The 23045-nt window shown below is 63.7% G+C and carries 21 protein-coding genes; 14 read left to right on the top strand and 7 right to left on the bottom strand.

Going from position 1 to position 23045, the window contains the following annotated elements; translation table 11 throughout:
* Nucleotides 1-62: 62 nt before the first annotated feature.
* The 5 genes from lptG to rsmA all read left to right on the top strand — a co-directional run bounded on the left by lptG (nt 63) and on the right by rsmA (nt 6436).
* On the top strand, nt 63-1115 hold the full coding sequence (gene lptG, locus VNZ93_RS06685) for an LPS export ABC transporter permease LptG (RefSeq protein WP_414709997.1): 1053 nt from the start codon (nt 63-65) through the stop codon (nt 1113-1115).
* Nucleotides 1115-3595: an LPS-assembly protein LptD gene (locus tag VNZ93_RS06690; RefSeq protein ID WP_325701877.1), complete on the top strand. Its 2481-nt coding sequence runs from the start codon at nt 1115-1117 to the stop codon at nt 3593-3595. The genes lptG and VNZ93_RS06690 overlap by 1 nt, the downstream gene beginning before the upstream one ends.
* A 90-nt stretch (nt 3596-3685) precedes the next feature.
* The gene (locus VNZ93_RS06695) at nt 3686-4570 is read left to right on the top strand and encodes a peptidylprolyl isomerase (RefSeq protein WP_325701880.1); all 885 of its coding nucleotides are present in this window, start codon (nt 3686-3688) and stop codon (nt 4568-4570) included.
* Nucleotides 4571-4574: 4 nt separating this feature from the next.
* Complete coding sequence (gene pdxA, locus VNZ93_RS06700; protein ID WP_325701883.1) at nt 4575-5594, top strand: 4-hydroxythreonine-4-phosphate dehydrogenase PdxA; 1020 nt, start codon at nt 4575-4577, stop codon at nt 5592-5594.
* On the top strand, nt 5591-6436 hold the full coding sequence (rsmA, locus tag VNZ93_RS06705) for a 16S rRNA (adenine(1518)-N(6)/adenine(1519)-N(6))-dimethyltransferase RsmA (protein ID WP_325701886.1): 846 nt from the start codon (nt 5591-5593) through the stop codon (nt 6434-6436). The genes pdxA and rsmA overlap by 4 nt, the downstream gene beginning before the upstream one ends.
* Nucleotides 6437-6440: 4 nt before the next feature.
* On the opposite strand, the gene gmk is transcribed toward rsmA, so the two are convergent.
* The 7 genes from gmk to fabD form a co-directional block, all read right to left on the bottom strand.
* On the bottom strand, nt 6441-7097 hold the full coding sequence (gene gmk / locus VNZ93_RS06710) for a guanylate kinase (RefSeq protein ID WP_325701889.1): 657 nt from the start codon (nt 7095-7097) through the stop codon (nt 6441-6443).
* Nucleotides 7094-7981: a YicC/YloC family endoribonuclease gene (locus tag VNZ93_RS06715; protein ID WP_325701892.1), complete on the bottom strand. Its 888-nt coding sequence runs from the start codon at nt 7979-7981 to the stop codon at nt 7094-7096. Before VNZ93_RS06715 ends, gmk begins: the two co-directional genes overlap by 4 nt.
* 60 nt (nt 7982-8041) lie before the next feature.
* Nucleotides 8042-9403, bottom strand: coding sequence for an endolytic transglycosylase MltG (gene mltG, locus VNZ93_RS06720; protein WP_325701895.1), 1362 nt, complete (start codon nt 9401-9403; stop codon nt 8042-8044).
* Between the two features lie 203 nt (nt 9404-9606).
* Entirely contained in the window at nt 9607-10866 is a 1260-nt protein-coding gene (fabF, locus tag VNZ93_RS06725) for a beta-ketoacyl-ACP synthase II (RefSeq protein ID WP_325701898.1), read from the bottom strand.
* Nucleotides 10867-10970: 104 nt separating this feature from the next.
* Entirely contained in the window at nt 10971-11210 is a 240-nt protein-coding gene (locus VNZ93_RS06730) for an acyl carrier protein (protein ID WP_086090566.1), read from the bottom strand.
* Nucleotides 11211-11499: 289 nt separating this feature from the next.
* Nucleotides 11500-12237, bottom strand: a complete 738-nt coding sequence (fabG, locus tag VNZ93_RS06735; protein WP_325701900.1) for a 3-oxoacyl-[acyl-carrier-protein] reductase — start codon at nt 12235-12237, stop codon at nt 11500-11502.
* 25 nt (nt 12238-12262) lie between these two features.
* Nucleotides 12263-13207, bottom strand: coding sequence for an ACP S-malonyltransferase (gene fabD, locus VNZ93_RS06740; protein WP_325701903.1), 945 nt, complete (start codon nt 13205-13207; stop codon nt 12263-12265).
* Between the two features lie 334 nt (nt 13208-13541).
* Here fabD and rpsF point away from each other — a divergent pair, with 334 nt between their 5' ends.
* The 9 genes from rpsF to VNZ93_RS06785 all read left to right on the top strand — a co-directional run bounded on the left by rpsF (nt 13542) and on the right by VNZ93_RS06785 (nt 22958).
* The gene (rpsF, locus tag VNZ93_RS06745; RefSeq protein WP_325701906.1) at nt 13542-14027 is read left to right on the top strand and encodes a 30S ribosomal protein S6; all 486 of its coding nucleotides are present in this window, start codon (nt 13542-13544) and stop codon (nt 14025-14027) included.
* A gap of 2 nt (nt 14028-14029) precedes the next feature.
* Complete coding sequence (rpsR, locus tag VNZ93_RS06750) at nt 14030-14278, top strand: 30S ribosomal protein S18 (RefSeq protein WP_414709999.1); 249 nt, start codon at nt 14030-14032, stop codon at nt 14276-14278.
* 190 nt (nt 14279-14468) lie between these two features.
* On the top strand, nt 14469-15362 hold the full coding sequence (locus VNZ93_RS06755; protein WP_325701935.1) for a DUF2232 domain-containing protein: 894 nt from the start codon (nt 14469-14471) through the stop codon (nt 15360-15362).
* Nucleotides 15363-15395: 33 nt separating this feature from the next.
* Nucleotides 15396-15995, top strand: a complete 600-nt coding sequence (gene rplI, locus VNZ93_RS06760) for a 50S ribosomal protein L9 (RefSeq protein ID WP_325701909.1) — start codon at nt 15396-15398, stop codon at nt 15993-15995.
* 963 nt (nt 15996-16958) lie between these two features.
* Nucleotides 16959-18215 (top strand): cyclopropane-fatty-acyl-phospholipid synthase family protein, encoded by a 1257-nt coding sequence (locus tag VNZ93_RS06765; RefSeq protein ID WP_325701912.1) that lies wholly within the window; start codon nt 16959-16961, stop codon nt 18213-18215.
* Between the two features lie 333 nt (nt 18216-18548).
* The gene (locus VNZ93_RS06770; RefSeq protein ID WP_325701916.1) at nt 18549-20051 is read left to right on the top strand and encodes a replicative DNA helicase; all 1503 of its coding nucleotides are present in this window, start codon (nt 18549-18551) and stop codon (nt 20049-20051) included.
* A 74-nt stretch (nt 20052-20125) separates the two neighbouring features.
* On the top strand, nt 20126-21289 hold the full coding sequence (gene alr, locus VNZ93_RS06775) for an alanine racemase (RefSeq protein WP_325701919.1): 1164 nt from the start codon (nt 20126-20128) through the stop codon (nt 21287-21289).
* Between the two features lie 78 nt (nt 21290-21367).
* A complete protein-coding gene (gene radA / locus VNZ93_RS06780; RefSeq protein WP_325701922.1) occupies nt 21368-22774 on the top strand; it encodes a DNA repair protein RadA in 1407 nt (468 codons plus the stop codon).
* Between the two features lie 58 nt (nt 22775-22832).
* A complete protein-coding gene (locus tag VNZ93_RS06785) occupies nt 22833-22958 on the top strand; it encodes a hypothetical protein (protein ID WP_325701925.1) in 126 nt (41 codons plus the stop codon).
* Nucleotides 22959-23045: the final 87 nt, after the last annotated feature.

Below are 23045 nucleotides of genomic sequence, written 5' to 3' on the forward strand. Positions count from 1 at the left end.
CCGGCAACCTGACGGAGACGTGAGCGTTGCGCGTGTCGATGACCCTTGGACGATACTTCGGAATGCGGTTCCTCGTGACCGCACTCGCCGTCTTTGGCGGCGTGGTTTTTCTCGTCGCGCTCCTCGATTCGGTCGAACTGATGCGGCGCACGGCGAATAACGAGAATGCGACCGCGCTCGCGGTGTTCAAATTGTCATTCTTCCGCGTGCCGATCATCGTCGAACGGATCATGCCGTTCTGCGTCCTCGTCGGGGCGATGTCGTCCTATCTCGCCCTCTCCCGCCGCAATGAACTCGTCGTCGCCCGCGCCGCTGGCGTTTCGGCCTGGGAATTTACCGCACCGGCCGTTGTCGTGGCGTTGTTGCTGGGTGTGTTTGCGACGTTGGTCTACAACCCGGTCGCCGCGAAGCTTCAGGAAATCTCGAAGCGCTATGAGGTCGAGATCTTTGGCGCGCGCGAGTTCGGCCTGCAGGAGTCCGGTTTCTGGGTGCGTCAGCGCAGCCCCGACGGACAGTCCATCATCAACGCCGTCACCAGCCGCGAGCAAGGCCTGCGACTTGAGGGCGTGACGATCTTCACCTTCGACCACGACGGGCGGTATCAGGACAGGATCGAGGCGCGTAGCGCGGTTCTGCAGGACGGGCACTGGGAACTCAGCGACGCGCGCGTCTACCCGAGCGATGCTCCCCCTTCCTTCCATGAGACCTACGCGTTGAAGACCAACGTGTCGCGCGAGCAAGTTCGGGAGAACTTCGCCACTCCCGAGACCCTGACGATCTGGGAGTTGCCGGAGTATATCCGACTCGCAGAGAATGCCGGCCTCACCGCGGCCGCCTACCGGCTCCAGTACCAGAAGTTGATCTCTCGTCCGTTCCTGCTCGCATCGATGGTGCTTCTTGCCGCCGCATTCAGCCTTCGTTTCGCCCGTATGGGCGGCGTACAAAAAATGGTCTTGGGCGGCGTTTTGTCCGGGTTTTTGCTTTACGTTCTCTCCAAAATCACCGACGACATGAGTAAGACTGAGCTGCTGTCGCCGGCAACGGCGGCCTGGGCTCCGGTTCTGGTCGGGGGTCTGACGGGGTTCCTAGTGTTGCTTTATCAGGAAGACGGGTGATGGCGTTGCGTATTCCATCCCGTCCCGGATCGTTTGGCCGCGCCCTGGTTGTCGCGGCCTTGGTATGTTCTGCCGTGACCCTGGTCGGGGTCGCGACGGTTACGCCTGCGTCCGCACAGACGGACTTTTTCCGGTTCGAAACGCGGCCCAAGCAGGAAAAGCCGGCTGTCGCCCGCCCAAGCGGCAAGGGCGACAAGCAGATGCTCGTCCAGGCCGAGGAGGTCCAGTACGACCACGTCAACGAGCGCGTGAACGCGATCGGCAACGTGCAGATCTATTACGACGGCTCGACGGTCGAGGCGGACAAGGTCACCTACAACCAGAAGACCAAGCGTCTGCGGGCTGAGGGCAATGTCCGGCTGACGGAGCCCGGCGGCAACGTCACCTATGGCGAGATCCTCGAACTGAACGACGACTACCGCGACGGCTTCGTCGATTCATTGCGGGTGGAAACGCCTGACCAGACCCGATTTGCCGCAGCACGGGCTGACCGGAGCGATGCGCGCTACACCGTATTGCAGAGCGGCGTCTACACCGCCTGCGAGGCGTGCAAGTCCGATCCGCGCAAGCCTCCCCTCTGGCAAGTCAAGGGCGCGCGCATTATTCACGACGAACAGGAGAAGATGATCTATTTCGAGCAGGGCTCTTTCGAGCTGTTCGGAATGCCGATCGCGCACTTCCCCTATTTCTCGACCCCCGACCCCACCGTGAAGCGCAAGAGCGGCTGGCTGATGCCGGTCTTCTCAAGCAGCTCGAAGCTTGGGGTCGTGATGCAGGCTCCGTATTTCTGGGCGCTGGCTCCGAATTACGACCTGACGCTGACGCCGAGCGTCTCCACCAAGCAAGGTCCGTTCATGCAGGCGGAGTTCCGGCACCGGCTGATGAATGGCGCCTATGCCATTCGCGCCGCGGGGATCCGACAATTCGACAAGGAAGAATTCATCCATACGAACGGCGATCCGACGCCCGGTTACCGCGACTGGCGTGGCGCCATTGAATCCAACGGTCAGTTCGGACTCAACAAACGGTGGGTCTGGGGCTGGGATGCCCTGCTGATCTCAGACAAGACTTTCTACCAGGACTATCGGGTCCAGACCTTTACAGCCAGCGCGCGCAGTCCGTTCCTGAACAACCAGATGGAGGGCATCTCCCAACTCTACCTGGTCGGCCGCGGCACCCGGTCGTACTTCGACGCACGCACCATCCACTATTACGGCTTTTCCGAATTCGACGACCAGCAGCAGCTCCCGGTCGTCCATCCGGTCATCGACTACAACTACACGGTCGACAAACCGGTGTTGGGCGGCGAACTCAGCTTCCGCGTAAACTTGACGAGCCTGTCTCGCGAATCCGCGTCGTTCGATCCGATCAACCCGAACGCGGCAAATCTCGGTTATTGCGGCTTCAACACGGCTGACCCTGCTGTGAAGAACACTAATAACTGTCTGCTGCGCGGCGCGCCGGGCAGCTACTCGCGCTTCTCTGCCGAAGCGAACTGGAAGCGCTCCATCACTGATCCGCTCGGACAGGTATTCACCCCGTTCTTCTCGCTTCGCGCGGACGTTGCATCGGTGAACCTCTCAAATCAGCCGGGCGTTTCCAACTTCATCGAGACCAGCAATACGGCTCTGTTCCGCGGCATGCCGGTCGCAGGCCTCGAATATCGCTATCCGTTCATCAACGTGCAGCCTTGGGGCTCCACGACAGTCGAGCCGATCGCACAAATCATCGCGCGTCCGAATGAGACGCAGATCGGCAGGCTCCCGAACGAAGACGCCCAGAGCTTCGTGTTCGACGACGGCAACCTGTTCCGGGTCGACAAATTCTCCGGCTGGGATCGTGTCGAAGGTGGCGGCCGCGTCAACTATGGTGTCCAGGCAACCACCCAGTTCAATCAGGGCGGCTATGTAAACGTCCTGTTCGGTCAGTCGTACCAACTGTTCGGTGTCAACTCGTTCGCAGCAGGCGACGCGACCAACACCGGACTGAATAGCGGCCTCGACACGCCACGCTCGGACTACGTCGCGCGGTTGCAGTATCAGCCGGACCGCATGTTCACGTTCACGACGCGCTATCGCTTCGGCGAACAGAATTTCGACATGCGCCGGTTCGAGCTCGAAGGCCGCGCCAACCTCGATCGGCTCTCGCTCCAGGCGCTGTACGGCAATTACGACAAGCAGCCGGAACTCGGCTTCCTGACGCGTCGTGAAGGAATCCTCGGGGGTGTGTCCTACAAGGTTAATCAGAACTGGGCGGTGATCGCAGCGGCCCGCTACGATATCGATGCGGAAACCTTCGATCAGACCCGGTTCGGCGTGGGTTATATCGACGATTGCCTTATCTTGGCCCTGAATTACATCACGAGCTATACCTACAGCGGCAATCCGACGAAGGATCATCGTCTGATGATGCAGTTGAGCCTGCGGACGCTTGGGACGACCTCCGGTTCGACCGGAGCACCCGGCATCGGTGGGCTTTGAGCCCAGCGCGCGGCAGCGCAATATTGCTGGTTGGATGACTAGATAATGGAAGATCGACGGATACGCGCGAACTCTCGTTGGATTCTGGGTGTGGCTTCGGCGGCCCTCCTCTCCTGCCTGTTCGTGCTACCGGCGCAGGCGCAGATCGTGCTTTACGTCACCGGTCAGCCGATCACGGCCTATGACATCGAGCAGCGTGGCAAGCTGATCGCTCTCGGTGGCAAGCCAAAGTCACGGCAGGAAGTGATCGACGAACTGATCGACGACAAGATCAAGATCCTCGCGGCCAAGCGTTTCAATTTCGAGATGACGCAAACCGAAATCGACAACGCCTTTGCCAACCTCGCCCGCAATGCCGGCGCCAGCGCGGATCAATTCAGCAAGATGCTGGAAAGCCGCGGCGTCAACCCGAATACGCTTAAGGCTCGCCTCAAGGCCGACCTGACCTGGAACCAGATGGTGCGCGGCAAATTCGGTCAGCAGCTAACCCCGTCCGAGCGGGACATTTTCGAAGCCGAGATGAAGAGCACGGACCAGAAGGAGGCCGGCGTCGAGTATACGCTGCACCCGATCACCTTCGTGGTACCTCGAGGCTCCGCCGCGGGTGTGATCGAGGCGCGCAAACGCGAAGCCGACGCGCTGCGAACCCGCTTCCAGTCCTGCAGCACCGGCCTTCCCTTTGCCCGCGCGTTGCGCGAGGTGGTGGTGCGGGCCCCGATCCGTCGAAACTCCGCCGATCTCAGTCCGGCGCTGCGTGAAATCCTGGCCAAGGTCGAGGTCGGCAAGGTGACGCCGCCTGAAGTCACTGAGGGTGGCGTCGAGGTCTTCGCGCTTTGCGACAAGAAGGAAACCAATTCGGACTCGCCCACAAAGCGAAAGGTGCGCGACGAGATCTTCCAGCGCCGCTTCCAGACGCAGGCTGACCGCTATCTGAAGGAATTGCGGGCGCAGGCCATGATTGAATACAAGCAATAATGAGATGCGTCCGCTCGCGCTGACCATTGGCGAGCCGGCCGGTATCGGCTGCGATATCGCGCTCGCCGCCTGGACGGCGCGGCGCGAACGCGCCTTGCCCGCGTTCTATCTTATTGCGGATCCGGACCACGTTGCCGCACGCGCCCGACATATCGGCATTGAGGTTCCGCTCGAGTCGGTTGCTCCGGAACAAGCCGCGAGCCGCTTCGACACCGCCCTCCCCGTTGTCGCGCTCGCCGAGCGAGCGAGCGCTGCGCCCGGCCAGCCGGACGATACGAGCGCGGCCGTCTCGATCGCATCGATCCGGCGCGCGGTGCGCGACGTCGTCGATGGAAAAGCTGCGGCTATCGTGACCAATCCGATCGCGAAAGCGGTGCTCTATCGCGCCGGCTTCAGCGATCCCGGTCACACCGAATATCTGGCCCGCCTCGCCGATGAGATGATGGACGTGACGGCAACGCCGGTCATGATGCTGTGGTGCCCGGATCTCGCTGTGGTCCCGGTCACCATCCACGTGCCGCTGCGCACGGTACCCGAGTTGCTGACCGCCGATCTGATCGTCGAGACAGGCCGCATCGTCGCTCACGACCTTAAGCATCGTTTTGGCATCGCCGCGCCGCGCCTGGCGATTGCCGGACTTAATCCACACGCGGGCGAGGACGGCCTTCTCGGCGACGAGGATATCCAGGTCGTGAAACCGGCGGCGGAGCGGCTCGCGGCGCTCGGTATCGCTGCCCGTGGCCCGCTGCCGGCGGACACGTTGTTTCATGCGGCAGCGCGCCGGACATACGACACCGCCTTGTGCATGTATCACGATCAGGCGCTGGTCGCGATCAAGACGCTCGCCTTCGACGAGGCGGTCAACGTCACGCTCGGACTGCCCTTCGTGCGCACATCGCCCGATCATGGCACCGCGTTCGACATCGCGGGAACAGGACGGGCAAATCCGGAAAGCCTGATCGCTTCGCTCAAACTGGCGGCTCGATTGGCCGAGCGCGAAACCGCATCGCGCACTGCCGCATGATGGGAGCCGACGATCTGCCGCCGTTGCGGGAGGTCATCCGCAAACACGATCTCATCGCCAAGAAGTCGCTTGGCCAGAATTTTCTGCTCGACCTGAATCTCACCGGCCGCATCGCCCGCGGCGCCGGTCCGCTAACCGGCGTCACGGTGATCGAGATCGGCCCCGGACCGGGTGGCCTCACGCGCGCGCTGCTCGCGCATGACGCCGCGCGCGTTATTGCAGTGGAGCGCGACCACAGGGCAATCGGCGCGCTGCAGGACATTGCCGCACGCTATCCAGGCCGCCTCATTGCGGTCGAGGCCGATGCTCTGGAATTCGATCCGTCGCCTTATCTTGGCGACGGCCCGGTCCGTATCATCGCAAACCTGCCCTACAACATCGCGACCGTTCTCTTGACGGGATGGCTCGAGCTCGAGGTCTGGCCGCCGTTCTATGACCGGCTGGTCCTGATGTTCCAGCGCGAGGTCGCAGAACGCATCGTTGCGCAGCCCAACACCAAGGCCTATGGCCGCCTCTCGGTGCTCGCGCAATGGCGCACGCAGCCGAAAATCCTGTTCGATATCTCGCCCTCGGCGTTCGTCCCGCCGCCCAAGGTGACGTCCTCCGTTGTAGAACTGGTCCCGCGCGCCGAGCCCGAGCCATGCGATCTCGCGGCACTCAAGCGCGTCGCCGAGGCCGCGTTCGGTCAGCGGCGCAAGATGCTGCGTCAGAGCCTGAAATCGCTCGCGGCCGATCCGCTGCCCTTGCTGGACATGGCCGGCATCCGGCCGACCGATCGCGCCGAGGACGTCCCGGTCGCAGGATTTGTGCGGCTGGCCCGCGCCTACAGCGCGCGGGCATAACGCGTCAGGGCGTCAGGGTCTTCAAGTCAGTCAACAAAGTGTCGACGAATGACTGGATGTCGTCCTTGTGCACCCGCTTCAGCCGCTCCGCGGTCAAAATACCGCGCAGGCGCATGAAGCTCTTTTCCAGATCGCGATTGACCAGGACATAATCGTATTCCTGCCAATGCGGGATCTCTTCGGCGGCGTTCTTCAACCGGCGCGCGATGATCTCCGGCGTATCCTCAGCGCGGCGCTCGAGCCGAAGCTTCAGTTCCTCTGCAGTCGGCGGCAGGACGAACACGCTGACAACGTCGTTCCGCATCGACTCGTAAAGCTGCAACGTACCCTGCCAATCGATATCGAACAGCACGTCGCGGCCTTCCGACAGCGCCGCTTCGACAGGCTCGCGCGGCGTACCGTAGAAATTGCCGTGCACCTCCGCCCATTCGAGCAGTTCACCACCATCACGCATCAACTCGAATTGCCGCCGGCTGATGAACTTGTAGTGGATGCCGTCGATCTCGCTGCTTCGCCGCGCACGAGTCGTGACCGAAATCGACAGGCTGACATTCTCTTCCTTGTCGAGAAGATTGCGCGTCAGCGTCGTCTTGCCCGCGCCCGATGGCGAGGACACGATGAGCATGATGCCGCGCCGGGCGATATCGATATTCACGCTCATTCGAGATTCTGTACCTGTTCGCGAAACTGCTCGACCACGCTTTTCAGTTCGAGCCCGATATTGGTCAGTTCGACGTCATTGGACTTCGCACAGAGCGTATTGGTCTCGCGATTAAGCTCCTGCGACAGGAAATCGAGCCTGCGGCCAATCGCGCCACCGCCGTTCATCAATTTCCGCGCCTGCGCGATATGCGCGGCAAGCCGGTCGAGTTCCTCGCGGATATCCGCCTTGCCGGCGAGGAGGACCGCCTCCTGATGCAAGCGATCCGGATCGAAGCGGTTCGATGCCTCGAGCAACACGGCCACCTGCTCGGCAAGCTTCTTCTTCACCGCTTCCGGCTGACGGCCGGGCGCTGCATCTGCGCGCGCCGCCAGGGCCGCCATCTCGTCAAGCCGCGCCGACAAGACACGGCCGATCGCCTCGCCTTCATGCCGGCGCATCTCGGTCAGCCCCTTGAGCGCCTGCACGAAACCCTTGATGACCGCGTCCTCAACAGCGGCCTTCTCCTCTTCGGATTCCTCCGCATCTGTCACGTCGATCACACCCTTGAGGCCGAGCAGGCCGTCAATGCGGGGCTTCTCGGCATCGACCGTCTTGGACAGCTTTCCGGCCGCATCGATGATCGCGTTGAGCACCGGCTCGTTGATGCGCACGACCGGCGCGATGCCTTCCCGATTCACGGTCAGCGTCGCGTAGACATTGCCGCGCGACAGCATCTCGGCGCCGCGTGTGCGGACCGGGACTTCGACAGCGTCGAAACCGCTCGGCAGCCGCAACCGCAGCTCAAGACCTTTGGCGTTGACCGACTTGATTTCCCAGGACCAGGCGTAGCTACCGCTCGCGCCATGGCTGCGGGCGAATCCGGTCATACTCGACAGCGTCATCGGCACTCGTGTGCGAAGAGGAATCGGAGGCGAAACCTTACAGGGCCGCGCGCAGGCGCGCTATTGCGTCCGCGCAGCGTTCGGAACCGGCGCGGTCTGGCTGCGTTGAGCCGCGCCCGGCTGCGGCTGCGTCGTACCCTGCCGCGGCGCAGTGTTGCGTTGCGCCGGCTGGGCACCGGGCTGCGCCGACGGTGTTGCGGGTGCGGTACGGGCTGGCTGCGCAGCTCCGGCGGGACGCGATGCAGGCTGCGGACGCGCGCCTTGGGCAGGAGCCTGTCCTGCCGCGGCGGGAGCTGCCGGAGCCTGCTGGGCATTCGCAGCGGCGTCGGCGGCCGCATCGCGAGCATCGCGTTCGATGCCGCGCAGCTTCGCGACATGCTTCTGGTGCTGGTCATATGTTTCAGAGAAAGCGTGTCCGCCGGTCCCATCCGCCACGAAGAACAGTTCCTTCGTCCGGGCGGGATTGGCAGCGGCCTCGATCGAGGCACGCCCCGGATTGGCGATCGGACCGGGCGGCAAGCCTTCGATCACGTAGGTGTTGTAAGGCGTCGGCTGCGAGATTTCGCTCTTGAGGATTCCACGACCGAGTGAACCCTTGCCGCCGACGAGTCCGTAAATGATGGTCGGGTCCGATTGCAGCTTCATCTTGCTCTTGAGACGGTTCACAAAAACCGCAGCAACCCGGGTGCGCTCATCGGACTTCCCGGTTTCCTTTTCGATGATCGAAGCCAGAGTAATGAGCTGTTCGGGAGTCTTGACCGGGACGTCGGGCGAGCGCCTCTCCCATGCTTCCTTCAGCAGACGCGCCTGAGCGGCCTGCATGCGCTTGATCATGTCGTCGCGCGTGGTGCCTCGCGTGAAGCGATATCCATCAGGCAGCAGCGATCCTTCGCGCGGGATCTCGCGGATATTGCCGGTCAGCTTGTCGTTCTCGAGGAGCCGCGCGACGATCTGCTCCGACGTCAGTCCTTCAGCGACCGTGAACTGGTGCTGCACGACCTTGCCTTCGACCATGGTCTCCGCAACGGCGCGCGGGCTCGCACCCTTCGCGAATTCATACTCGCCGAACTTCAGGTCCGCGCCGCGTATCTTCATCGCGGCGGCTCCGGCCACGAAAATCCAGGGTTCGCGGATCACGCCCTCGCGCGTGAGCAGCTCGGCGATATCGCGCACGCCGAGGCCGCGCGGAATGTTGACGATCTTTTCGTCCTTCAGCGGTCCGGCTTCCTCGAACCGTTGATTGCCCCAATAGGCCAGTGCCCCGAGCACGACGGCAAGCAAAAGCACGATGGTAAAGATGGCATTGCCGACGATGACGATCGGATGCCGCGCCCGTCGCGAGCGCCGCGACTTCGGCGTGGCGAGCGGTTCCGGCTCGAGCGCGGCGCGCGGTGAACGCGGAGGCAAGCTGTTCTCATCCATCGCGGGTCGAGGTCCGGAATGTGGCGGCCCGTCCAGGCCGAAGGCGGCCATCAGTATGCGGCAGCCGCGTCAGGTGTCCAGACAGGGAAGGCTTTCCCAAGTCTTATCGACGATTCGCTACACCCGCGGTATGGCGCTGCTGTGGCATGTGCCCGGCCTCCGGGCGGATTTCGGGGGGACGGTCCGCTGTCGCGATCCTCGACTCAGTCGGGAGCGCGCATCACCAGCGTTGCATTCGTGCCGCCAAAGCCGAATGAGTTCGACAGGGCGACCTTGATCTCGCGCTTGCGCGGCTGATGCGGGACGAGATCGATCGGCGTTTCCACCGCCGGATTGTCGAGATTGATCGTGGGCGGGGCGATCTGATCGCGAATCGCCAGGATCGAGAAGATCGCCTCGACCGCACCGGCGGCGCCGAGCAGATGTCCGATCGACGATTTGGTCGATGACATCGAGACCTTGGCCGCGGCGTTACCGACCACCCGCTCGACGGCAGCGAGCTCGATGGTGTCAGCCATGGTCGAAGTGCCGTGCGCGTTGATGTAGTCGATATCGCCCGGCGAGATCCCGGCACGCTTGATCGCAGCCGTCATGCAGCGGAATGCGCCATCGCCATCGGGCGTCGGCGCGGTGATATGGAAAGCGTCGCCCGACATTCCGTAGCCGATCAGTTCGGCGTAGATCTTCGCGCCGCGCTTCCTGGCATGCTCGTATTCTTCGAGCACCACCACGCCAGCACCCTCGCCCATGACGAAGCCGTCGCGGTCCTTGTCGTATGGACGCGAGGCGCGGGTCGGAGTGTCATTGTACGAAGTCGACAGCGCGCGGCACGCAGCAAAGCCCGCAAGCGAGAGCCGGTCGACCGGCGATTCGGCGCCGCCTGCCACCATCACATCGGCATCGCCAAGCGCGATCATCCGCCCCGCATCGCCGATCGCATGCGAGCCGGTCGAACATGCCGTCACGACCGACGAGTTCGGCCCCTTCAGACCGAATTCGATGGAGACGTAACCGGATGCGAGATTGATGATGCGTCCCGGAATGAAGAACGGCGACAGCTTGCGCGGACCACGTTCCTTGACGAGCAGCGCGCCCTCGGCGATGCCGCCGACGCCGCCAATACCGGATCCGATCATGACGCCGGTCGCGCACTGATCTTCGTTGGTTTCCGGCTTCCAGCCCGCATCGTCGAGCGCCTGACGCGCCGCGCTGAGAGCGTAAACGATGAAAGGATCGACCTTTCGCTGCTCTTTCGGCTCCATCCACTGATCGGGATTGAAGGTACCGTCAGAGCCATCGCCACGCGGAAGCGTGCACGCGATCTTGCACGGCAGATCGGAGACCTCGAAGGTTTCGATCTGACGCGCTCCGCTCTTGCCTGCAAGGATGCGTTGCCACGTGGCTTCGACGCCGCATCCGAGCGGCGTCACCATTCCCATGCCAGTGACAACAACGCGCCTCATGATCAGACTCCCGCGACGTCCGCTGCCCCGCCCCGGCTCAAGAAACTCCGGCTGCGGCTATCGGCGCCGATGACGACGCCGAAGGGCACTCGGACAGAGCGTGATCAGCTCTTGGCGTTCTTTTCGAGGAACTTCACGGCATCCCCGACGGTGAGGATCGTCTCGGCCGCATCGTCCGGAATCTCGCAACCGAACTCTTCCTCGAACGCCATCACGAGTTCGACCGTGTCGAGGGAGTCGGCCCCGAGGTCGTCGATGAAGCTTGCCTGCTCGGTGACCTTGTCGGGCTCGACGCCGAGGTGCTCCACCACGATCTTCTTCACTCGCTCGGAGATGTCACTCATCTGTTCGAACCTTTGCTTCCAGTAATTGGCTCAATCGGCGTCGCGATCGAGGCTGTCGTGGCACGACCTATTGGCCGGTTCAAGCGGCTTGATCATCTGAAGCGAGGCCCCCAGGACCCCCCCATAGACCGTTCAAGAACCGAGATGACGGCGCGTGTATTGGGTCGCAGACGTTGCGTCAAGCCCGCGCCCGGACGCTTCCCCAAGCCCGGCCAGAACGGGGCTATCATACTTCAAAAGCCATGGCCAGCAGACCCCGGGACGGCGAAAAACCTGTGCGTTTCCGCACTCAAATCATGGCCATTCCGCCGTTCACATGCAGTGTCTGGCCGGTCACATAGGATGCTTCGTCCGAGGCAAGATAGATCACCGCACCCGCGATATCATCCGGCGTTCCGAGCCGCCCGGACGGCACCATTTGCAGGATCGCTTCGCGCTGCTTTTCGTTCAGTTTGTCGGTCATCGGCGTCGCGATGAAGCCGGGCGCGATGCAATTCGCAGTCACGCCGCGCCGCGCATATTCCTTGGCGATCGACTTCATCATGCCGATCATGCCGGCCTTGGCGGCGGTGTAATTGCCCTGCCCCGGATTGCCGGTAACGCCCACCACCGAGGTAATCCCGATGATGCGGCCATAGCGGCGGCGCATCATGGTCTTCATGGCGGCGCGGGACAGCCGGAATGTCGCGGTCAGATTGACATTGATGACGGTGTCCCAGTCCTCGTCACGCAACTGCACGAACAGATTGTCGCGGGTGATGCCGGCATTCGCGACCAGAATGTCGAGCTTGCTCATCGCCTCTTCGGCCTGCGGTACCAGCGCCTCGACCTGATCCTTGTTCGACAGATCGCAGGGCAGAACGTGGACACGCTCCTTGAGGTCAGCGGCAAGCTGATCAAGCGCTTCCTTGCGCGTGCCGGAGATCGCAACGGTCGCGCCCTGTTTGTGCAGTGCGCGCGCGATCGCGCCGCCGAGGCCGCCGGTGGCGCCCGTCACGAGCGCAGTCTTTCCGGTGAGATCGAACATTGTGAACCTCTCTGATTTTCGCGTGTCAGCCGCGCGCAGCCTTGAGCGCGGCAACGTCGTCAGGCGTACCGATCGACGAGCCCGTTGCGCCTGCGGCAATCCGCTTCAACAATCCGGTCAGCACCTTGCCGGCGCCGACTTCATAGAATTGCGTAACGCCGGCGCCGGCCATCGTCTCCACGCATTCGCGCCAGCGCACCGTTCCCGTCACCTGTTCGACCAGGCGCCTTATAATTTCGTTCGGGTCCTCGATCGGCTGCGCCAGCACATTCGCGACCACGGGGACGACGGGCTTTTGCACATTCGTCTTTGCAAGCGCCTCGGCCATCGCGTCCGCCGCCGGCTGCATCAGCGCACAATGGAAGGGGGCGGATACCGGCAGCAGCATCGCGCGCTTTGCGCCCTTATCCTTCGCGATCTCGACCGCGCGCTCGATCGCGGCCTTGTTGCCCGAGACGACGACCTGCCCGCCGCCATTGTCGTTCGCCGCCTGGCAGACCTCGCCCTGCGCGGCCTCGGCCGCAACCGCCGCGGCCTCATCGAATGACAGTCCGAGCAGGGCCGCCATCGCGCCTTCGCCGACCGGAACCGCCTTCTGCATGGCATTGCCGCGGATCCGCAACAGCCGCGCGGCGTCTCCAATGGTGAAGGCGCCTGCCGCGGCGAGCGCCGAATATTCCCCCAGCGAATGGCCGGCGACGAACCTCGCGTCGCGCTTCAGGTCGATTCCGGCCTCGGTCTCCAGCACCCGCATGGCTGCGAGGGAGACGGCCATCAGCGCGGGCTGGGCGTTCTCGGTCAGGGTCAGCCGCTCGGCCGGCCCCTCCCAGATGATCGCGGACAGCTTTTCGCCGAGGGCGGCGTCGACCTCGTCGAAAACCGCCTGGGCCGCCGGGAATGCGTCGGCCAGCGCCTTGCCCATCCCGACCGTCTGGCTACCCTGCCCTGGAAATACGAATGCCGCCGTCACGAGCGCCCCTCAGCCTGCGGGCTCCCCGGCCCGGTCCAAAATCCGGCCCGAAAGACTATGTGAGCCCCCTCAAGTCAAGCCGCGACGGCCTGTTCCGCCTTGCCTTCCCGCCGGAAACCCCTATAACCCCCGCTTCCGCTCGTCCCGGCCGGGGGCTGAACGGACGGCCGGCATGCCTTCGGGCCTTTCGGCAGGACCAGTCGGTCCGTCGTCCCGTGTCCCCGCCAAAAAGAGCATCGAGCCTTTCCGAAGGTCTTGTACCTCTCAAGGTCTGCACCTTTTCGAAGTCTCGCTTGGGCTTTGCGCCGGACAGCGCCAACAGAAGGAAGGCTTTATGCCGTTATACGAGCACGTCTTTCTCGCGCGTCAGGACGCGAGTTCACAGCAGGTCGATGACCTGACCAACCAGTTCAAGGCGATCGTCGAGGGCGCCGGTGGCAAGGTCGCAAAGACCGAATATTGGGGCGTGAAGTCCCTCGCCTACCGGATGAACAAGAATCGCAAGGCGCATTACACGCTGATGAACCTCGAGGCGCCCGCGGCAGCGATCGCCGAGATCGAGCGTCAGGAGCGGCTGTCGGAAGAAGTGCTGCGCTACATGACGATCCGCGTCGACGAGCTTGAGGAAGGACCGTCGGCAATGATGCGCAAGGCCGAGCGCGACGACCGCGAACGTGAAGGCCGCGGCTTCGGCGGTGGCTTTGGTGGCGGGTTCGGCGGCGGCGGCCGCTTCGGTGATCGCGATCGTGGCCCGCGCCGCGATCGTGACGACCGCGGTCCGCGCGACAGCGTCGAAACGTCCAGCGCAGGGGAGGAATAATCATGTCGATGTCCGGTGGTGGCGGCGGTCGCCGTCCGTTTTTCCGTCGTCGCAAGACCTGTCCGTTCTCGGGCGCGAACGCTCCCAAGATCGATTACAAGGACGTAAAGCTGCTGCAGCGCTACGTTTCCGAGCGCGGCAAGATCGTGCCGAGCCGCATCACCGCGGTGTCGGCCAAGAAGCAGCGTGAACTCGCTCAGGCCATCAAGCGCGCGCGTTTCCTCGGCCTGCTGCCCTACGTCATCAAGTAAGTTGCGCTACGCTCCGGCATTCCGGAGCGCGCTATAAGAACGAGGCGTCCGGAATATTCCGGGCGCCGATGGTTGGGGCAAGCGCGGCTTGACGCGCGACTTGCCTCTAACCGCTGAACAAGCGGGACAGCTCGTGATGGTACCGACTGCATTGACAGGTCTGGGAGCGGGAGCGGCATCAGCCTTGCTGATGGCGACCATGGCTTCGCGCTCGCCATTCTCGTTGATGCTGGTCTTGCTGGCCCCCTTGCCGATCATGATCGCGGCCGTCGGGTGGTCGCACTGGACAGCACTCGTCGCCGTCATCGTCGCGACCCTTGCGCTGACCATCGCATTCGGCGAACCGCTGTGGATTCCCATCTATCTGATCGGCGCCGGCCTCCCCGCGTGGTGGCTCGGCTATGTCGCGCTGCTCGCACGCGGCAACGAGGACGGCAGCTTCGAATGGTACCCAGCCGGCCGGCTCGTGATGTGGTGCACCGTCATCGGCTCCGTGATCGTTGCGATCGTGATGTGGAACGTGCGCATCGACGAGCAGCAATTCCAGAACGCTCTCAAACTGGCGCTCGAACGCATGGCCAGGGAATACGGCCAGTCCGGTCCCGATTTCTCCAGGATGGATGTCAAGCGCACGAGCGAGTTGATCATGAGCTTTGTGCCCCCGCTCGCCGCGGCCATCATCACCATGGCCTATGTGATGAATGCCTATCTCGCGGGTCGCATCGCGATGGTGTCCGGCCGCCTCAAGCGGCCATGGCCGGACCTCGCCGCACTGCGCTTTCCGCGGCATATGTCGTCGGCATTCGCGGTCGCGCTGCTCATCTGGTTCATGCCCGGCATTGCCGGAATGATCGGCGGCATCGTCTCGGGCGCTTTCATCATCGCCTACGCACTGTTGGGCCTTGCCGTCCTGCACGATGTCACGCGACCGCTTGGCGACCGCGTCTTCATCCTGTCCGCGGTCTATCTGATCCTGTTCGTTTTCTGGCCTGCCTGCGTGCTGCTCGCAGTCTTCGGCGTGTCCGACTCTATTTTCGATTTCCGCAAGACCGCCACCGGGGCCCCGCCTCCCGCCATTACCTGAAATGACAACCAACACCTTGAAGGAGTGACTGATATGGAAGTGATCCTGCTCGAACGCGTCGCAAAACTCGGCCAGATGGGCGAGACGGTCCGTGTGAAGGACGGTTTCGCGCGCAATTTCCTGCTGCCGAAGGGCAAGGCGCTGCGCGCGACCAAGGCCAACAAGGAGCGCTTCGAGGGCATGCGCAAGGAACTCGAGGCCAAGAATCTCGAGAACCGCAGCGAGGCGCAGAAGATCGCCGACAAGCTGAACGGCCAGTCCTTTGTCGCGCTGCGCCAGGCGTCCGAATCCGGCCAGCTCTATGGCTCGGTGTCGGCACGTGACATCGCCGATCTTGTGACCGAAGGCGGCTTCTCGATCTCGCGCAGCCAGGTGGCGCTCAATGCGCCGATCAAGACCATCGGCCAGCACCGGGTCGAGGTCTCGCTGCATCCGGAAGTCGAGGTCAATGTCTCGATCATCGTGGCGCGCAATGCCGAAGAAGCAGAGCGCGTGAAGCGCGGTGAGGACGTCACCGTCCGTCGTGATGAAGCGGACGAAGAGCAGGAGGCCGCTGCGGCAGAAGGCTTCTTCGATCCGGAAGCGCGTCACAGCGACGAAGAGGCCGACGAAGAGGCGGCCGACAAGGCCTGAGCGGCCTTCCCGAAACAATCATGCCCGGCCAGGTGCCGGGCATGATGATTCTATTCAGAGCGGGATTTCCGGTGCAGCCGGCTTTTCCTCGGCGGGAGAACTGTCTGAGGTACTCGGCTCTGGAGGTGAAGCAGGTGCCGGCGTAGCCGCAGGCGCTGGACCCACGTCCTGTGGACCCGCAGTCGCCGCTGCCGCCGGTGCGGGTGGCGCAGGCTGAGCAGCAGGTGCGGTTCGTACGGTGGCGGCTGGCGGCTTTCTCTTGCTCGCAGGCTCACGCTCTGCAGGTCGGGTCGCCTCCTGGGGCTTGCGCTCCTCGTCCGCCGGACGGCGACCAATCGAGCCAGGCGGCCGATCGATGGGCGCGTTTCGCGGCGGCGACGCCACCGCAGGACCGCCTCGTCCTCCGACCGATGTCAGGAAACCTGCGAGCGCGCCTGCCTGCTGCACGCTCGATGTATAATGCTGACGCAGGAAGCTGGTCAGCTCACCCGCAGAACGCCCCTTCGCGAGCCCTCCGGCGCTTTGATGACAGACGGCGCATCCGGCCTGGAACAGTTCGGGAGCAGATTTGCCCTCGTTCAGGTCCACGGGCTCGGTCTGATGGCCCGTTGGAGGCAGCGCAGGACCTTGCTGGGCGCGGGCCGGAGTGCCGCGCGGCTGCGCCACGGCGGCAGACGCCAGTGACACGGCCAGCAACGAAACCAGGCCGATAAGCAAACCGCTCTTTCGCAAACCCATGCTCCCGCCGGCCGCCCCGACGGCCGTGCCCCGCAAACCGCGCAGATTGAATCCCGCCAGGGAATACGGCGCGCATAATCGGCGAATGTGGCCCATTTTCGAACTGACTGACCTGACTCTCGAACAGTTATCACCGCATTGCGGGAGCGGCCAGACTTTGGTCTAATCGCGGAACTTAGGGATCGCCGATCGAAAGGACGGCATAGAAATTGATGGAGGCGGCCGGTGGAGCGGTTGCTTCGGATTGCTCTGACACGGTTCATGCGCACCGGCAACCTGCGAGTGTCGGTGGGTGACGGAAAACCTCTGGAATTCGGAGACGGCTCCGGAACCCCGGTCGCAATGCGATTCGCGAGCGCCCGCGCCCTCGCCAGGATTTTTCTCAATCCGGAATTGCGGTTGGGCGAAGCCTACATGAATGGCGGCTTCGTCCTTGAGGCCGGAACCATAGCCGATCTGCTCGCCCTCCTGATGTCGCAGACGCCGCATTATAAGGTTCCCTACTTCGCGCGGCCTCAGGCGATGCTGCGATTCGGCCGGCGACGGATCGATCAGTTCAACAATCGCACCCGTGCGCGTCAGAACGTCGCGCACCATTACGATCTCGACGCCCGCCTCTATTCGTTGTTCCTGGACGCCGATCGCCAATACAGCTGTGCGTATTTCGAAAACCCGGATCAGACGCTCGACGATGCCCAGCTCGCCAAGAAGCGACATCTTGCAGCGAAGCTTCTGATCGAGGACGGCCAGCGGGTCCTTGATATCGGCTCAGGCTGGGGCGGACTGGCGCTCTATCTCGCGGATTATTGCGGCGCCAAAGTCACCGGCGTCACGCTCTCACAGGAGCAATTCAAGCTTGCCCAGGGCCGGGCGGCCGAGGCCGGCCTTTCGAATTCCATCGAATTCCGCCTGCAGGACTATCGCGACCTCAACGAGCGCTTCGACCGCATCGTCTCGGTCGGCATGTTTGAACATGTCGGCGTCGGCCATTACCACACCTTTTTCGACCAGTGCGCCAAGCTCCTGTCGGACGACGGCATCATGGTGCTGCATTCGATCGGACGTTCGGAGGGGCCGAACGCAACCAATCCCTGGATCGACAAGTATATTTTCCCCGGCGGCTACATCCCTGCCCTCTCCGAGGTGCTCCCCGCGATCGAACGGGCCGGACTGATCGTGTCCGACGTCGAAATATTACGGTTGCACTATGCCGAGACGCTGAAGGCCTGGCGCGAGCGATTCATGGCGCGCGCCGATGAGGCGCGGCGCCTCTACGACGACCGGTTCGTGCGGATGTGGGAATTCTACCTCGCTGCTTCGGAAATGGCGTTCCGCCATCAGGGCATGATGGTGTTCCAGATCCAGCTCGCGAAACGTGTCGATGCGGTGCCCATCACGCGGAACTATATCGAGCGCGAGGAACAGCGATTGCGAGGGCGGGAGCGGATGCGCGTGCCTCCGCTGCAATTGGCGGGGGAGTAGTCACCGCCGCTGCGCGAATTGCCCGCATTCCGTCAAGATCTAATCGGACTCTGACTGGTACCTGCGTGAGTAATGGGGACAGCCGGGTTTGCGACGAACGTGTCGGAATCTGGGTGCTGACGTGTCGAAATCTCGGTGCTACAGCAATCGTCGCTGCGGTACTTCTGACGACTTGTCACGAGCGTGTCGCACGTCGAAGCTGACACTGGATTGGCAAGCCGACCCCGATGTCTCTTCTGTCAACGTTGAGGTGAAGCGTTACGGCTTTGTGTGTTCGCGTGCCGCGTTTTGGCGACCTAAGAAACTGATTGAAAACAACCGTTCGTTGGACCGATGGCATCGCTGGAACAGACCGCGCGCAAGCTCGCAGCGGATCAAACGCCGCACTACCGGGTCGCGCCCCACAACATTGAAGCGGAGCAGGCGCTGCTCGGCGCGATCCTCGTCAACAACGAGGCCTTCTATCGCGTCTCCGACTTCCTCGAAGCGCGGCACTTCTATGAGCCGATCCACCAGAAGATTTACGAGCTGTCGTCGCAACTCGTGCGCGCCGGCAAGGTGGCAAGCCCGGTCACGCTGAAAACCTTCCTGCCGGGCGACACCGACATCGGCGGTCTCACGATCAACCAGTATCTCGCCCGCCTCGCGGCCGAGGCGACCACGGTCATCAACGCGCAGGATTACGGGCGCACGATCTACGATCTGTCCATCCGCCGCGCCCTGATCGTGATCGGCGAGGACATGGTCAACGAGGCCTATGACGCGCCCGTCGATTTCGAGCCCGCAAAGCAGATCGAGGAATCCGAACGCCGGCTCTACGAGATCGCGGAGAGCGGGCGCTACGAGGGCGGCTTCCAGGCCTTCTCGCAGGCACTGACCACCGCCGTCGACATGGCCGCGAAGGCCTATCAGCGCGACGGAAAGCTGTCCGGCATCTCGACCGGCCTGAACGATCTCGACGCCCGGATGGGCGGGTTGCAGCACTCCGACCTGATCATCGTTGCCGGCCGTCCCGGCATGGGCAAGACCTCGCTGGCGACCAACATCGCCTACAACGTCGCGAAGGCATGGCAGGGTGAGGTGCGGCCGGACGGCCATATCACCACCGTCAACGGCGGCATTGTCGGCTTCTTCTCGCTCGAAATGTCGGCCGAGCAGCTCGCCACCCGTATCATCGCCGAGCGCACCGGGATCCCATCGAGCACGATCCGCCGCGGCGGCATCACCGAGAAAGACTTCGAACTCATCCGCGATGTCTCGCTCGAATTGCAGAACATGAAGTTCTTCGTGGACGAGACCGGCGGCCTGTCGATCGCACAGTTGATGGCGCGGGCGCGCCGGCTGAAGCGTCAGCGCGGCCTCGACCTTCTCGTCATCGACTATATCCAGCTGCTGCAGGGCTCCAGCCGCAGATCGCAGGACAGCCGCGTGCAGGAAATCACCGAGATCACCACCGGCCTGAAGGCGTTGGCCAAGGAACTGTCCGTTCCGATCATCGCGCTGTCGCAGCTCTCGCGTCAGGTCGAAAATCGCGACGACAAGCGCCCGCAGCTCTCCGACCTCCGTGAATCGGGCTCGATCGAGCAGGACGCCGACGTGGTGCTGTTCGTGTATCGCGAGGAATATTATCTGCAGAGCAAGGAGCCGCGCCCGGGCACCGAAGAGCATGCCAAGTGGATGGTCGAAATGGCCGCCATGCACGGCAAGGCCGAGGTGATCATCGGCAAGCAGCGTCACGGCCCGACCGGCACCGTCCAGCTGCAGTTCGACGGCAGTGTCACCCGCTTCAGCGACCTCGCGCCGGAGGACCGGATGCCCGAGCGCATCGGGGATTGATTGCCTTAGTTTTGCTTTCGGACTCGTGCTGACTTATTGCACTGATCTCCCACCCATTGCGGCAGAGTGCCAAGATGCTGTCACCGGCGCCCGCGTCAGATACGTCCGATCCCACCCTCACCGCCGGGCCACCGGCGGACGAGGCCGGCGGCATCCTGACCATCGACCTTTCGGCACTTGAACAGAACTACAAGACGCTTCGCAGCGCTGCGACGCCTGCCGAATGTGCGGCGGTGGTGAAGGCAGACGGCTACGGGCTCGGTCTTGAGCCGGTTGCGTCGCATCTCGCGCAATTCGGATGCACGACGTTCTTCGTCGCCGACCTGTCCGAGGGCAAGCGCCTGCGCAAGATCACGAGCGATGGCGCGATCTACGTTCTCAACGGACTGCCGCAAGGCACGGCGCAGGTTTTTGCCGACCACAATCTGCGGCCGGTCATCGGCTCGACGGCCGAGCTTGCCGAATGGGACGCATTCGCGAAGACCAACAACTGGGACGGCGGCTTTGCACTGCATGTCGACACCGGCATGAACCGGCTCGGCGTTTCGGTCGAGGAAGCGGCCGCCATTGCGCCGCGCCTCAACAGGGCGGACCACGGCGTCAAACTCATCATGAGCCACTTCGTGGCATCGCAATTCGCGGAGAGCCAGCGCAATCAGGAACAGATCCTGACCTTCCGCAACATCCGCGCCCTGTTCCGCGGTGTGCCGGCGTCGCTCGCCAATTCCTCCGGCATATTCCTCGGCTCGTCCGCACATCTCGATCTGGTGAGACCCGGAGCTGCGCTCTACGGCGTCAACCCGACACCGGGCAAACCGAACCCGATGAAGCCGGTGGTCGATCTGAAGGTGCGGATCGCGAAACTGCGCGACATCGCATTCGGGGAGACGGTCGGTTACGACGCGACCTGGACCGCGCGCCGGCCCTCGCGCATCGCAATCGTCACCCTGGGATATGCCGACGGATTTCACCGCTCGCAGGGCGGCAGCGACCAGAAGTCGGGCGGCAGCCTGCTCGTGAACGGGAAGCCGTGCCCGATCGTTGGCCGCATCTCGATGGACCTCATCGCGATCGATGTGACCGATCTTCCGGCCGGGACCGTGAAGCGCGGCGATTTCGCCACCGTGATCGGCGAAGGCCGCGACGTCGATGCCGCCGGCGATATGCTTGGCACCATCGGCTACGAGGTGCTGACCAGCCTCGGACGCCGTTACGCGCGCGTCTACAAGGGCGGGTAACCGCTCGTCACTCCGGGGCGCAGCGCCCCGAAATTGACATCGGTTGACTTACCGAGCGCGTAGCCCCCCGATAGCGTCATGAGTCGCAAGACCCTCTCCTTCGTCTGCCAGAATTGCGGCGCGGCCTATTCGCGCTGGCAGGGCAAGTGCGAGTCCTGCGGCGAATGGAACACGCTCGCGGAAGAGTCAGCGGACGCCCCCGTCGGCAAGGGCAGCGGCGCCAGGGCGCCCGGACGCGGGCGTGCGTTCACCCTGCAATCGCTGTCGGGCAGCATCGAGGAAGCCCCGCGCCTCGCAACGGCGTTGAGCGAGTTCGACCGCGTCACCGGCGGCGGCCTCGTGCGCGGCTCGGTGATCCTCGTCGGCGGCGATCCCGGCATCGGCAAATCGACATTGCTGGTTCAGGTCGCGGCCGCCCTCGCCCGGCGCAAGCAGCGCTGCGTCTATATCTCCGGCGAAGAGGCGGTGGCCCAGGTGCGGTTGCGCGCCGAGCGGCTCGCCCTCGCCGATGCACCGGTCGAGCTAGCCTCTGAAACCTCGGTCGAGGACATCATCGCGACGCTCTCGCAAGGCGAGTTGCCGCGCCTAGTGGTGATCGACTCGATCCAGACCATGTGGACCTCAAGCGTCGAATCCGCGCCCGGCACGGTGACGCAGGTGCGCGCCTCCGCGCAGATGCTGATCCGCTTTGCCAAGCGCTCCGGCGCCTGCGTCATCCTGGTCGGTCACGTCACCAAGGACGGACAGATCGCGGGACCGCGCGTGGTCGAGCACATGGTCGATGCGGTGATGTCGTTCGAGGGCGAAGGCTCGCATCAGTTCCGCATCCTGCGCGCGGTGAAAAACCGCTTCGGACCGACCGACGAGATCGGCGTATTCGAGATGACCGGGCTCGGGTTGCGCGAAGTGACGAACCCGTCCGAACTGTTTCTGTCGGAACGCGATCTGGGCTCGCCCGGCACCGCAGTGTTCGCTGGCATCGAGGGCACTCGCCCGGTGCTGGTCGAGATCCAGGCGCTGGTCGCACCGACTTCTCTCGGCACGCCGCGCCGTTCCGTGGTTGGCTGGGATCAGAGCCGGCTTTCGATGGTGATCGCCGTGCTCGAAGCGCATTGCGGTGTGCGGCTCGGCACGCACGATGTCTATCTCAATGTCGCCGGCGGCCTTCGCATCAACGAGCCAGCGGCCGATCTCGCCGCAGCAGCGGCGCTCGTGTCGTCGCTTGCGGGCGCGCCCCTCCCCGCCGATGCCGTCTATTTCGGCGAAGTGTCGCTCTCCGGTGCTCTGCGCCCGGTGGCGCAATCGCCGGCGCGGCTGAAGGAAGCGGCGAAGCTCGGCTTCCAGCGCGCCTTCCTGCCCGATCCCGGGCGCGCCGATGCGCCATCCGACGCAGGGCTGACGCTCTCGCAGCACGGCAATCTCGCCTCGCTGGTCGCGGACATCGCCGCACGCGGCAACCACAATCGGCTGCGACGCGAGGCGTGACAAACAAAGCAGCAGTCGCATAGCGCCGCGGCGCATTGCACAAGGTGCCGATGTGCTCGTGCTGACGCATCATCTGCCGCGCAAGGATGAGAGCGTGCTGGCCCTGCTCGCGGACGAAGTGGCGCGCGATCTTTCCGGCACGATCGTGATCGGCGAGGACCTGACAGAGATCAAGGTGATGTGAAGCCGCGCCGCCGGGGGCCGGCCTACCGGATCGTGCCGGTGGATGCCTGCGCGACGGCGGTTGAAGTGAACCGGCCGCTCGGTCGCA

The sequence above is a fragment of the Pseudorhodoplanes sp. genome, from assembly GCF_035565795.1.
Taxonomy (GTDB): domain Bacteria; phylum Pseudomonadota; class Alphaproteobacteria; order Rhizobiales; family Xanthobacteraceae; genus Pseudorhodoplanes.